The organism is Loktanella sp. DSM 29012 (assembly GCF_900110705.1).
Lineage (GTDB): Bacteria > Pseudomonadota > Alphaproteobacteria > Rhodobacterales > Rhodobacteraceae > Loktanella > Loktanella gaetbuli.
This window is the reverse complement of record NZ_FOEJ01000001.1, coordinates 20,133-32,505: the sequence shown is the minus strand read 5'-3', so window position 1 is coordinate 32,505 and position 12,373 is coordinate 20,133. Positions and strand designations below refer to the sequence as shown.

The window sequence follows — 12,373 nt, the reverse complement described above, 5'->3', positions numbered from 1 at the left end:
TCAGGTTGTCCCAAGAGGAGACCCCCGAGCATGTTTGACGCCGCCGCACGCCGTCTGATCGACCCGCCGCTGAACCGCGCAGGCGCGCGTCTGGCCGCTGCGGGCTGGACGGCCAATGGTGTGACCTTGCTGGGACTGGCGCTGGGCGTGCTGTCGGCACTGGTCATCGCGCTGGGCGCGCCGCTGTTGGCGCTGATCCCGCTGTTGGCCAGCCGCATCGCTGATGGTCTGGACGGGGCCGTCGCCCGCGCAACGAAAGGCTCCGATTTTGGTGGCTACCTCGATATCGCTGCCGATTTCATGTTCTACGGAGCCGTTCCATTCGCCTTTGTCGTTCTCGACCCCGCGCAGAACACATTGGCCGGGGCGTTCTTGCTGTTTGCGTTCTACGTCAATGGCACCAGTTTTCTGGGCTATGCCATCCTGGCCGAAAAACACGGCCTGGAAACCCGCGCACAAGGGATCAAATCCCTGTATTATTCGAATGGCATTCTTGAAGGCACCGAAACCATCGTGTTCTTTGTTGTCATCTGCATGTTCCCGGCGGCGTTTCCTGCGCTGGCGTGGATGTTTGGAATGTTGTGTTTTCTGACCGCCGGACTTCGGATTTACGGCGCGTCGCGTATCTTTGTGGATAAAGGACCCTCTGCATGAAATATCTCGCTCTACTCGCGGCCGTTGCGGCAACGCCCGCATGGTCGCAGGCCGACCCCGCCGACTGGGATGCCGTGACATCTGCTGCACAGGGGCAGACCGTTTTCTGGAATGCCTGGGGCGGTTCCACGACGACCAATGACTTTATCTCGTGGGTCGCAGAGCGTGTGGCCGAGGATTATGGCGTCACGCTGGAACACGTAAAGCTGACGGATACCGCCGATGCCGTGACCCGCGTGCTGAGCGAAAAGCAGGCCGGCACCGACACCGACGGTGCGATCGACATGATCTGGATCAACGGCGCGAATTTCGCCGCGATGAAAGAGGCTGATCTGTTGTTCGGGCCCTTTGCCGAACAGTTGCCGAACTGGCAGTATGTCGACGTCGACGGCAAGACCGTGCAGACCGATTTCACCGTCCCCGTCGAAGGCTACGAATCCCCCTGGGCCATGGCGCAGGTCGTGTTCGTCTACGACAGCGCCGACATGGAGCCGCTGGGATCGATGCAGTCCATTCTGGATTGGTCGACCGCCAACCCTGGCCGGTTCACCTATCCGCAGCCGCCGGATTTTCTGGGCACCACGTTTCTGAAACAGGTGCTGGTCGATACGCTGGATGATCCCAGTGTGCTGCAATCGCCCGCGACGGACGAAAACTACGACGCTGTGACAGCACCCCTGTGGGATTACCTCGATGCGTTGACGCCGACCCTGTGGCGCGAGGGGCGCGCATATCCCGCGACCGGCACGGCCATGTTCCCGCTGATCGCGGACGAGGAACTGGACCTGTCGATTTCCTTTTCGCCGGGTGCAGCCTCGACCGCGATCGCGAATTCTGAGCTGCCGGACACCGTGCGGACCTTTGTTCTGGACAAGGGCACCATCGGCAACGCCAGCTTTGTCGCGATCCCCTACAACTCTGGTAGTGCAGAGGGCGCGATGGTCGTCGCGAATTTCCTGATGTCGCCCGAGGCGCAGGCCCGTGCGCAGGACCCCGACGTGTTGGGCTATGGCACGGTGCTGGACATGGACAAACTGGATGCGGATCAGCGCGCGGCCTTTGACGCATTGGAACTGGGCGTGGCCACGCTGTCGCCCGCTGAACTGGGCACCGTTCAGGCCGAACCGCATCCCAGCTGGATGACCCGCATCGCCGATGACTGGGTCACCCGTTACGGCGTCGCGCAGTAACGGTGGCTTTGCCAGTGTTTCAGGTGATCGCAGCGCCCCCTTTCGGGGGCGTTTGCACATGCCGGGTCGCATTGTGACCCGGCGGCGGTTGTTGCCGGTCCTGCCGGCGCTGACGCTGGTTGCGATGTTGGGGCCGGTGGTGGCGGGTCTCTATGGCACCGTGCTGCCCGCCTTTGGCCATCTGCCCGCGGCGGGGCTGACCGGCCCGTCGCTGGAGGCGATGCGCGGCCTGTTCGACTGGCCGGGGTTGCCGCGTGCGGTTACGCTGTCGCTGACAACAGGGATCACGACGACGGCCATCGCATTGGCCATCGTCATGGGGCTGGTTGCAGGCTGGTCCGGCACTGCGGCGTTTCGCGTGCTGGAACGTGCGCTGTCGCCACTGCTGTCGGTGCCGCATGCGGCGGCGGCCTTTGGCCTTGCGTTTCTGATCGCGCCCTCGGGCTGGGTGGCGCGGGCCACCTCGCCCTGGCTGACCGGATGGGACCGGCCGCCTGACCTGTTGATCGTGCAGGACACGTGGGGTCTGACCATGACGGCGGGTCTGGTCATCAAGGAAATTCCGTTCCTGCTGCTGATGACACTGGCAGCACTGGGGCAGACCGATGCGGTGCGCGCCCGCACAATCGCCGCGTCCCTGGGGTATGGGCGCGTCACGGGGTGGCTGAAATGCGTATTCCCGCGCGTCTATGCGCAGATCCGCCTGCCGGTCTATGTCGTGTTGGCCTACGGCATGAGCGTGGTTGACGTGGCGGTCATCCTAGGACCGAACACGCCGCCGCCGCTGTCCGTGCAGATTGTCCGCTGGATGGGAGAGCCCGATTTCGCGGCCCGCCTGCTGGCCAATGCGGGGGCCCTGCTGCAACTGGCGCTGGTGATCGCAGCACTGGGCGTCTGGCGGCTGGCAGAACGCATCGTCGCCTGGGCTGGGCGGCGCTGGATCGTGGCGGGCAGGCGGTTCTGCGGTGATCGCACGATCGCGGCCGCTGCACTGGGCCTGTCAGCGACCGCGGCCTTTGCGATTGCAGGGGGAATTGCCGTGCTGGTGGTCTGGTCGTTTGCGGGGTTCTGGGGATTCCCCGACGCGATGCCTGACGCGCTGACGCTGAAAAACTGGATGCGTCATGCCGCCGGATTGGGCGACGCACTGACGCAGACTGCCGTGATCGCCATCAGCGTCACTGCCGCGGCATTGGTCCTGACGATCGGCTGTCTGGAGGCCGAGCATCGGCACGGTTTGCGTATGACGCGGCGCGGCATGTGGTTGCTGTATCTGCCGCTGATCATTCCGCAGACGGCGTTTCTGCCAGGGCTTCAGACGCTGCTCTTGAATGCGGGTGCAGACACCGGGCGGGCACCCGTCATGCTGGCGCATCTGGTGTTCGTTTTGCCCTATGTCTACCTGTCGCTTGCCGATCCGTTTCGGGCATGGGACGTGCGCAACGCGACCGTTGCCGCGGCATTGGGGGCCTCGCCCGACAGGGTGCTGTGGCGCGTGCGACTGCCGATTCTGCTGCGCCCGTTGCTGACGGCCACAGCCATTGGCCTGTCGGTCAGTGTCGGACAATATCTGCCCACGCTGTTGATCGGCGGCGGCCGGGTATCCACCCTCACGACCGAGGCCGTGGCGCTTGCCTCTGGCGGGGACCGGCGCGCCATCGCGACCTACGGGCTGATGCAGACCGCGGCGGCGCTGGTGCCATTCGCGCTGGCCCTTGGCATACCCGCGCTGATCTGGCGCAATCGCAAAGGACTGCAACATGGATAAGGGGCTAACCCTGCGGGATGTCCGCATATCGAAGAACGGCACGCCAATGGTGGCGCTGGACCGGCATATCGCGCCGGGGCAGGTGCTGTCTGTCATGGGGCCGTCCGGTGTGGGCAAATCGACATTGCTGTCGTTTGTCACCGGCACGCTGCCACCTGTCTTTACCGCCACGGGGCGCGTCCTGCTGGATGGGCGCGACGTGACGGACGTCGCACCGCACCAGCGCATGATCGGTATCCTGTTTCAGGACGACCTGCTGTTTCCCCATCTGAGCGTGGGTGAAAACCTGGCCTTTGGCCTGCGGCCCGGCGGTAGCCGTAACCAGCGCCGCGCTAAGGTGGATGCGGCCCTCGCCGAGGTCGATCTGGAGGGTTTTGCCGACCGCGATCCCGCCACGCTTTCTGGGGGGCAAAAGGCGCGGGTCGCGCTTATCCGGATGCTGCTGTCAGACCCCTGTGCCCTTCTGCTGGACGAGGCGTTTTCCCGTCTGGATGCAGCGTTGCGCGCGCAGGTCCGTGATCTGGTCTTTGCCCGCGCGCGTGACCGCGATCTGCCAGTGCTGATGGTCACACATGACGCCGAGGATGCGGCCGCGGCAGGCGGTGCTGTCGTGACGCTGGGCTAGAACGTCCAGCCCGCGCGGCGCGGCACCCGGCAAGCCAGCATCGGTTTCAGCAGCGGTTGCCGGTAACGGGTCAGGTCCAGCGCCTCGTGCACGCCGGTGACGGATTCGCCGTTCAGCACGGTATCCACGGTGCTGCGCGAATAGAACGGCGCATCAAGCATGTTCAACCGCTGTTTTGGCGTAACACCGGGATCGGCCCGTGTTTCGCGTTTCACCTGCCATAGGGATCGTTTGAACGGGGTCAGCGGGGGTGCAGCGACATGGGCCGCACCGCCATCACGGTCAAAGGCGATTGCAGTCTCGAACCCGCCGCCATCGCGCAGGGTCGCATCATAGAAACATGTGGCACCGGTGGCCGTCGGATAGCGCCCCCACGTCCAGAAATCGAAGTCCGCTTCCAGCGCGCGCGTGCCGAAATTGGCATCGAAGTAGCCGTGACCGTCCCATTGCCAACCATCCGATTCCAGATCCACAGCGATATCGGCGATGGGCGCAAAGGGTCGCCAGACATGGGCGCCGTCCGTGGTCAGTGGCAATTCCACCCCTGTCACCGCTTGCGGTGTCAGCGTGATCGTGCCGCGCACCCGGCTGATGATGGGGGGGGCACTGATTTCGTCAATGGAAATCACCAGTTTGCCGTCCTGCCAATGCATTGACGACGGGCCGACGGTCAGCGTGTCGTCAGTGGTGCGCAAGGCCGCGCGGCCACGGTCGGTCATGGTGAACCGGGCGCCGGGTCCGTAGGTGGCGACATTGATGCAGCAGTGGTTTGCAGGATCGCGACGGCCAGACCATTTGTACCACGGCGAAAACACCGATCCGATAAAACCGATCACGCTCACGGCCTGCTTGCTGTCGTGGCTGACGCCATCGACATACCACCAAGCATAGCCGTCGGGTGGAATCTCTAGGTCAAAGACAGGTCGTGTTTCATCGCCTCTGCCGCATGCTGGCCGGAGAGTGCGGCCATCGGCACCCCCGCCCCCGGATGTGCACCGCCCCCGCACAGGTACAGACCCGGCAGCGTCGTGCGTGCCGTCGGACGTTTGAACGCCGCCATCGTGCCCTGCGGGGATCGCCCGTACAACGCGCCGTCGCTGGCCGGAAACAGCGTCGCGAATTCCTGCGGCCCCGTGATCGTCACCGGTCCCGGACTGAAGGTCAGGCCGAACTGCCGCATGCGATCGAACATCATGGTCTTGCATTGGTCATCTTCCTTTTTGTCAGTCGGCAGGGGCGGTGCGTTGCGGATGATTTCAAACCGGTGCAACGCATCGGCAGCAACGTGACCGTGGTCCTGCGCGCACAAATAGAGCGTGGCATCCACGGGGGTGCGGCCCTTGGCGATATCATCGAATTCGGTGTTGGGCGTGTCGGCAAAGAATACGGTGTGATGCGCAAGTGGCAGGCCCCGAGGTGTCGCGGCGAAACTTGCCACATGGGCGGACAGGCTGCGCGGCCGGATACTGTCGGGTCTGACAGTCGGGCGCGGTGCCGCACCCAGCAGACCTTGGGCGATGGCCTGTGGGTCGCCGTTGAACAAGACCGCATCCACGTCGAGGGTGCCGCCGGTGTATTCCAGTCTTGCGACCCTGCCGCCTTGTGCCGCAAGGCGGTGGACAGGCGTGTTGTAGTGAAACCTTGCCCCCGCCTCTTGTGCCAGTCGTGCGAGGGTCACAGCCAGTTGGTGCATGCCACCCGTGACGGTCCAGACACCCCGTGCCTCTGCCGCCCAGATCAACGACAACAATGCGGGTGACTGCTGCGGCGCGCCGCCGACGTAGGTGGCATAACGTGCAAACAGTTGCGCAAGCCGTGGGTCGCCAAAGCTGCGCCGCACCAGACCGGCCAGAGAGAGATGCGGTGCCATGTCCAGGGCAAGGCCCGGCTGTCGCATGACACGTCCCGCCATGGCGGCCAGATGGGGTGAGGCGGTTTTCATCATCGGTGACTCGAAAGCATCAAAGAGCCGCGCCGCACGGGCCGAAAATCCGCGCACCTCGTCAGCGGCACGCGGCCCAAAGACATCCGTAACCTGATCCAGGCTGTCGTCAGGATCAGCCATCAGGTCCAGCATCGTGCCGTCCGGCCAATAGTGGCGGGCCAGCGTGTCCAGCGGCGTCAGTGTAACGTAATCATCCAGTTGCAACCCGGCTGCGGCAAACAGGTCGTCAAAAACGCTGCGCATCGTCAGCACGGTGGGGCCTGCGTCGATCGGGCCGGCCGCGCTGGGGATCGTGCGCATCTTGCCGCCGGGGGCCGGTTGCGCCTCGAACACGGTCACTCGCGCACCTGCATGTGCCAGCCGCAATGCTGCGGCCAGCCCGCCGATACCGGTGCCGATGATGGCTATGACGGGTGGGGTCGTGCGCGATGTCATGGTTGCATTGTTGACAGCAGGCCTAAAACTGTCCAGTCTGATTTACACAAAACTGTCAGAAATAAATGACAACCTGCGGAGTGCGTCCAATGCCACTGACCCAACGGATCGAAACCGCCATTCAGCGGGCCATCGCAACCGGGCAGGGCGGACTGGCACCGACGCGGCTTGCTGCGGCGCTGGATTACGCAACTGCGCCGGGTGGTGCCCGCATTCGGCCCACGATTTTGCTGTCCGTCGCGCGTGCCTGTGGCGATGATGCGCCGCCGCTTGCCGATGCAGCCGCCGCGGCGCTGGAGCTGATCCACTGCGCCAGCCTCGTGCATGACGACCTGCCTTGTTTTGACGACGCCGATACCCGGCGGGGCAAGCCGTCGGTCCATCGCGCCTATTCCGAACCGCTGGCGGTCCTGGCGGGTGACAGCCTGATCGTGATGGGGTTCCAAACCCTCGCCCGCGCAGCGGCACAGCACCCCGCGCGTGCTGTTGCGCTGATCGACTCACTGGCGACGCGCACCGGCATGCCGGACGGTATCTGTGCAGGACAAGGTTGGGAGAGCGAGGAAACCATCGATCTCGCGGCCTATCACCGGTCCAAGACGGGTGCGCTGTTCATTGCGGCCACGACGATGGGTGCCATCGCGGCAGGCCAGGAGGCCGAGCCATGGGAAGAGTTGGGCGACCGCATCGGCGAGGCGTTTCAGGTTGCCGACGATCTACGCGACGCGCTGTGTAGCGCCTCTGATCTGGGCAAGCCTGCTGGTCAGGACGATCTGCACGGGCGACCAAACGCCGTTGCGGCGCTTGGGGTCCGTGGGGCCGTGGCGCGGTTCGACGATGTTCTGGGCGGTGCCATCGCGTCGATCCCGGCCTGCCCCGGAGAAGCGGCGCTTGCCGGCATGGTGCGCGCCTATGCCGACCGGTTGGTGCCTGCGGTCGCCAGACAACCCGTGCCCGGCGAATGACGGCAATCGACGACCGGCCTGCGCGACTGGGTGTGCGGACCTCGCGCTGGACCCGTCTGATGGCTGATCCTGCGTTTCAGGCGCGCTGTGCCCGCATTCCACTGCTGCGTCGCCTCGTCCGGCGCGAAGGCGAGGCGATGTTCGATCTGGTGGCCGGGTTTTGCCACAGTCAGATTTTGCAGGCCTTTGTACGTTTCGACATACCGGCGCAATTGCTCGACGCCCCGTCACCGACGGCGGCGCTGGCTCAACGTGCCTCGGTCCCGCTGCGCAACATGACGCTTTTGCTGAATGGCGCTGCCAGTCTGGGCCTGCTGCGGCAGAGGCGCGGCCTGTGGCAACTGACGACGCGGGGGGCTGCGCTGGCCGGTGTGCCGGGGTTGCAGCAGATGATCGCGCACCACGACGTCCTGTACAGGGATCTGTCGGACCCGGTTGCCTTTTTTCGCGATGAGGTGACGACAGAACTCGCGGATTTCTGGCCCTATGTCTTTGGAGCGGGCGGTGTTGCTGACCCTGCCGTGGCGCAGACCTATTCACAGCTGATGGCGGACAGTCAGTCGCTGGTGGCACAGGACACGCTGGATGCCGTCGATTTGGGGCGCGCGCGCTGCATCATGGACATCGGCGGTGGCACGGGTGCGTTTCTGGCGGCAGTCGGTGTGCGGCACGCTGCGCCGCAGCTGATGCTGTTTGATCTGCCTGCCGTCGTGCCCGCCGCCCGCCAGAGATTCGCACAGGCCGGGCTGTCGGCGCGCACGATTATCCATGCCGGATCATTCCGCGACGATCCGCTGCCTGAGGGCGCGGACGTCATCACCCTCGTGCGGGTGCTCTACGACCATGCGGATGATACGGTCCTGGCGCTTTTGCGGGCGGTCCGGGCGGCACTGCCGCGGGGCGGACGCATCATCGTGTCAGAACCCATGACGGGCGGCGCGCGTCCGACGCGTGCAGGAGATGCCTATTTTGCACTCTATTGTCAGGCGATGCGCACGGGTGCTGCGCGGTCACCGGCACAGGTGTCCGCCCTCTTGATGCAGGCCGGTTTCGGGGATGTCCGGATACCGCGATCAGCGCGGCCCTTCGTCACGAGCGTCGTGACAGGTGTAAATCAAAGTTGACACATATAATGTCTAACTGGGTTGACACAACGTCGCGTCAGGTTAAAGTGACAGTTGCCCCGGGGTCGCAACGACTGTGTGGGAAACGTGGGAAAGCTTCGTGAATACTGACGCCATCCTCTTGCATGAACCGCGCCGCATCGGCGTCGAATCGGTGGCTTTGACGCCGCCGTCTGCGGGGGATGTTGTTGTGGCTGTGCGCCATTCGGGTATTTCCACAGGAACCGAAAAGCTGTTCTGGTCCGGGGCGATGCCGCCGTTTCCCGGCATGGGCTACCCGCTGGTGCCCGGCTACGAGGCGACCGGCGAGGTCGTCGAATCGCATGACCCGTCAGTGGCTGTCGGTGCAACCGTCTTTGTCCCCGGTGCCACCTGCTACCGCGACGCGCATGGTCTGTTCGGGGCGTCCGCAGCAACGCTGGTCACACCTGCTGCGCGGGTGACGGAAATGGACGCAGGACACGGGCCCGCTGGTGCCTTGCTGGCCCTCGCCGCGACCGCCTATCATGCGATGACGGGCCCTGGTAAATCCGCACCTGACCTCATTGTGGGACACGGCACCTTGGGTCGCCTGCTGGCCCGTCTGACTGTGCTGTCTGGTGCCCTGGCCCCGACAGTCTGGGAAATCGATCCGGCGCGGCGCGGTGGTGCGCAGGGGTACGATGTCATTGATCCCGCCACCGATCAGCGCCGCGATTACAACGCGATCTACGACGCGTCTGGCCAGGCCAGCCTGCTGCCGGACCTTATTGGCCGTCTGGCCAAAGGGGGCGAGATCACGCTGGCCGGGTTCTACACCGATCCGATCCAGTTCGCCTTTGCTCCGGCCTTCATGCGCGAAGCCCGCATCCGCATCGCCGCCGAATGGCAGGCCTCCGACATGGTCGCCACCCGCGATCTGGTCGAGGGCGGACTTTTGAACCTGTCCGGCCTCATCACCCACACGCGCCCGGCGCGTAACGCGGCAGAGGCCTATCAAACAGCCTTTACCGATACCGCTTGTCTCAAAATGATCCTCGATTGGAACGCCGCATGAAAGACGAAATCCCGAACCTCAAGGATTACGATCGCACCCTGCGCGACGAGGCCAACTCAGAGGCCACGCTCGAGGTGCCTCAGGGGGAACCCACGTCCAAAACGCAGATCATCGCGATCTACGGCAAGGGTGGCATCGGCAAATCCTTCACGCTCGCGAACCTGTCGCACATGATGGCCGAAATGGGCAAACGTGTGCTGCTGATCGGCTGCGATCCCAAATCCGACACCACATCTTTGCTGTTCGGCGGCAAGGCCTGTCCCACGATCATCGAAACCTCCTCCAAGAAGAAACTGGCCGGCGAAGAGGTCAAGATCGGCGACGTCTGCTTCAAACGCGGCGGCGTGTTCGCGATGGAACTCGGCGGGCCAGAGGTCGGTCGCGGCTGTGGCGGTCGCGGGATCATCCACGGGTTCGAGCTCTTGGAGAAGCTGGGCTTTCACGATTGGGATTTTGATTACGTCCTGCTCGATTTTCTTGGCGACGTGGTCTGCGGCGGCTTTGGCCTGCCCATCGCGCGGGACATGGCGCAAAAGGTCATTCTGGTTGCGTCAAACGACCTGCAATCTCTGTATGTGGCGAACAACGTCTGCTCCGCCGTGGAATATTTCCGCAAGATGGGCGGCAACGTCGGTGTCGCGGGCCTTGTGATCAACAAGGACGATGGCACCGGTGAGGCGCAAGCCTTTGCGAAGGCCGTCGATATCCCGGTGCTGTCGGCAATCCCGCAGGACGATGACTTGCGAAAGAAATCGGCGAACTACCAGATCGTCGGCACGCATAAATCGCAGTGGGGTCCAATGTTCGAGGGCCTAGCAGAGGCCGTCGGCATCGCGCCCCCCGTCCGCCCGACGCCGCTGGATCAGGACGGCCTTCTGGCCCTGTTCGACAGCAAGGACACGGGCGGCGATTATGAATTGGTGCCCGCAACCGACACGGACATGCGCGGCAAGCACGGTGCCATCAAGGACAGCCTCGAGGTCATCTATGACGATGCGTGAGGGATTTCATGTCAGCAAGGACGCCTCCGGCACGGTCATGGTGACCGAGGCCCCGGCTTCTTCTGGTCAAAAATATCCCGGGGGAGATGCGATAGCATCGGGGGCAGAGCCCCCTGCTGACGCAGGCCTATGCGCATCGAAATCCGAACTGGACACCGCCGCGCGCAATGCGGGCCAATCTGATATCCTCGACCAATATGCCGTCGATTACCCCAAGGGGCCACACGATCAGCCGCAGTCGATGTGCCCTGCATTCGGGTCACTGCGTGTCGGTTTGCGAATGAAACGCGTGGCAACCGTCCTGTCGGGTTCTGCCTGCTGCGTCTACGGACTGACGTTCGTGTCGCATTTCTACGGCGCGCGCCGGTCTGTCGGTTACGTGCCTTTCAATTCCGAATCGCTGGTCACGGGCAAGCTGTTCGAGGACATCCGCGAAAGCGTTCACGACATGGCCGATCCTGATCGCTACGACGCGATCGTGGTGACGAACCTCTGCGTGCCGACTGCCTCCGGCGTACCGCTGCGGTTGCTGCCTAAGGACATCAACGGCGTGCGCATCATCGGGATCGATGTGCCCGGTTTCGGCATCCCCACCCACGCCGAGGCAAAGGACGTTCTCGCAGGGGCCATGCTGAACTATGCCCGTGCCGAGGCGGAGGCCGGACCCGTCGCGCGACCGGATCGCGCGGCGTCGGATCTGCCCGCCGTCGCCCTCTTGGGTGAGATGTTCCCCGCCGATCCGATGATGATTGGTGCCATGCTGGCCCCGATGGGCCTGTCCGCCGGTCCGACCGTCCCGACACGTGAATGGCGCGAGCTATATGCCGCGCTGGATTGCGGTGTCGCGGCGGCGATCCATCCATTCTACACCGCAAGCGTGCGCGAGTTTCAGGCGGCCGGCCGCAAGGTCGTCGGTTCTGCACCGGTCGGGATGGATGGCACCGCCGCCTGGCTGGCCGGTATCGGCGACGCCTACGGGATCGCTGCCGACAAGGTTGCAGCGGCGCAAAACGCATTTTTGCCCGCGATCAAGGGTGCGCTGTCCGGCGCGCAGGTCAAGGGCACGATCACGGTGTCGGGATACGAAGGATCTGAATTGCTGGTCGCGCGGCTGCTGATCGAAAGCGGCGCGCATGTGCCCTATGTGGGCACGGCTTGCCCCAAGACGCCTTGGTCTGCCGATGATGCCGCCTGGCTGGAAGCGAAGGGCGTCAAAGTCAAATTCCGCGCGAGCCTCGAGGATGATCTGGCTGCAATGGAAGGTGTCCGTCCTGACCTCGCGATCGGTACGACGCCGGTCGTGCAAAAGGCCAAGGAGCTAGGCATCCCGGCGCTGTATTTCACCAATCTTATTTCCGCCCGGCCCCTGATGGGGCCTGCCGGTGCGGGCAGCCTGCAACAGGTCGTCACCGCCGCGATGGGCAATACCGATCGGATGGCCAAGATGAAGGGCTTTTTCGAGGGTGTGGGCCATGGCGATACGGCTGGTGTCTGGGAGGGCGCACCCAACCTGCGCCCCGATTTCCGCGCACAGCACCAGAAAAAGCTGGATAAGCAGGCCCGCGCTACCAAAGCGGAGCAGATGATATGATGTCTGCATCCCGGTCATATGTGGTGGGTAGGCCCGCCC

Annotated in this window: 11 protein-coding genes; 9 read left to right on the top strand and 2 right to left on the bottom strand. The window is 64.1% G+C overall.

Going from position 1 to position 12,373, the window contains the following annotated elements:
* Positions 1–30: 30 nt before the first annotated feature.
* The 4 genes from BMX27_RS00170 to BMX27_RS00155 are packed head-to-tail and all read left to right on the top strand — an operon-like array spanning position 31 to position 4,237.
* On the top strand, positions 31–654 hold the full coding sequence (locus BMX27_RS00170; protein WP_090157931.1) for a CDP-alcohol phosphatidyltransferase family protein: 624 nt from the start codon (positions 31–33) through the stop codon (positions 652–654).
* Positions 651–1,844: an ABC transporter substrate-binding protein gene (locus BMX27_RS00165; RefSeq protein ID WP_090157930.1), complete on the top strand. Its 1,194-nt coding sequence runs from the start codon at positions 651–653 to the stop codon at positions 1,842–1,844. Before BMX27_RS00170 ends, BMX27_RS00165 begins: the two co-directional genes overlap by 4 nt.
* Positions 1,845–1,902: 58 nt before the next feature.
* Positions 1,903–3,612, top strand: coding sequence for an ABC transporter permease (locus tag BMX27_RS00160; protein WP_090157929.1), 1,710 nt, complete (start codon positions 1,903–1,905; stop codon positions 3,610–3,612).
* Positions 3,605–4,237, top strand: a complete 633-nt coding sequence (locus BMX27_RS00155; protein WP_090157928.1) for an ATP-binding cassette domain-containing protein — start codon at positions 3,605–3,607, stop codon at positions 4,235–4,237. Before BMX27_RS00160 ends, BMX27_RS00155 begins: the two co-directional genes overlap by 8 nt.
* Here the strand turns inward: BMX27_RS00155 and crtC are convergent.
* Positions 4,234–5,073, bottom strand: coding sequence for a carotenoid 1,2-hydratase (crtC, locus tag BMX27_RS00150; RefSeq protein ID WP_143056766.1), 840 nt, complete (start codon positions 5,071–5,073; stop codon positions 4,234–4,236). The two genes, BMX27_RS00155 and crtC, sit on opposite strands and share 4 nt — an antisense overlap.
* A 71-nt stretch (positions 5,074–5,144) precedes the next feature.
* Complete coding sequence (gene crtD, locus BMX27_RS00145) at positions 5,145–6,617, bottom strand: 1-hydroxycarotenoid 3,4-desaturase CrtD (protein ID WP_090157927.1); 1,473 nt, start codon at positions 6,615–6,617, stop codon at positions 5,145–5,147.
* A gap of 89 nt (positions 6,618–6,706) precedes the next feature.
* On the opposite strand from crtD, the gene BMX27_RS00140 reads away from it, so the two are divergent.
* From BMX27_RS00140 to bchY, 5 genes are all read left to right on the top strand, one after another.
* Positions 6,707–7,582: a polyprenyl synthetase family protein gene (locus BMX27_RS00140; protein WP_090157926.1), complete on the top strand. Its 876-nt coding sequence runs from the start codon at positions 6,707–6,709 to the stop codon at positions 7,580–7,582.
* Complete coding sequence (locus BMX27_RS00135; RefSeq protein WP_090157925.1) at positions 7,579–8,706, top strand: methyltransferase; 1,128 nt, start codon at positions 7,579–7,581, stop codon at positions 8,704–8,706. The genes BMX27_RS00140 and BMX27_RS00135 overlap by 4 nt, the downstream gene beginning before the upstream one ends.
* Positions 8,707–8,806: 100 nt before the next feature.
* A complete protein-coding gene (bchC, locus tag BMX27_RS00130) occupies positions 8,807–9,742 on the top strand; it encodes a chlorophyll synthesis pathway protein BchC (RefSeq protein WP_090158681.1) in 936 nt (311 codons plus the stop codon).
* On the top strand, positions 9,739–10,743 hold the full coding sequence (locus BMX27_RS00125; RefSeq protein ID WP_090158680.1) for a chlorophyllide a reductase iron protein subunit X: 1,005 nt from the start codon (positions 9,739–9,741) through the stop codon (positions 10,741–10,743). Before bchC ends, BMX27_RS00125 begins: the two co-directional genes overlap by 4 nt.
* Positions 10,730–12,334, top strand: coding sequence for a chlorophyllide a reductase subunit Y (bchY, locus tag BMX27_RS00120; RefSeq protein ID WP_256212338.1), 1,605 nt, complete (start codon positions 10,730–10,732; stop codon positions 12,332–12,334). Before BMX27_RS00125 ends, bchY begins: the two co-directional genes overlap by 14 nt.
* The last annotated feature ends 39 nt before the right edge of the window (positions 12,335–12,373 follow it).

Coding starts and splice junctions, on each gene's coding strand:
- BMX27_RS00170 (WP_090157931.1), top strand. CDS start 31: ATGTTTGACGCCGCCGCACGCCGTCTGATCGACCCGCCGCTGAACCGC.
- BMX27_RS00165 (WP_090157930.1), top strand. CDS start 651: ATGAAATATCTCGCTCTACTCGCGGCCGTTGCGGCAACGCCCGCATGG.
- BMX27_RS00160 (WP_090157929.1), top strand. CDS start 1,903: ATGCCGGGTCGCATTGTGACCCGGCGGCGGTTGTTGCCGGTCCTGCCG.
- BMX27_RS00155 (WP_090157928.1), top strand. CDS start 3,605: ATGGATAAGGGGCTAACCCTGCGGGATGTCCGCATATCGAAGAACGGC.
- crtD (WP_090157927.1), bottom strand. CDS start 6,617: ATGACATCGCGCACGACCCCACCCGTCATAGCCATCATCGGCACCGGT.
- BMX27_RS00140 (WP_090157926.1), top strand. CDS start 6,707: ATGCCACTGACCCAACGGATCGAAACCGCCATTCAGCGGGCCATCGCA.
- BMX27_RS00135 (WP_090157925.1), top strand. CDS start 7,579: ATGACGGCAATCGACGACCGGCCTGCGCGACTGGGTGTGCGGACCTCG.
- BMX27_RS00125 (WP_090158680.1), top strand. CDS start 9,739: ATGAAAGACGAAATCCCGAACCTCAAGGATTACGATCGCACCCTGCGC.
- bchY (WP_256212338.1), top strand. CDS start 10,730: ATGACGATGCGTGAGGGATTTCATGTCAGCAAGGACGCCTCCGGCACG.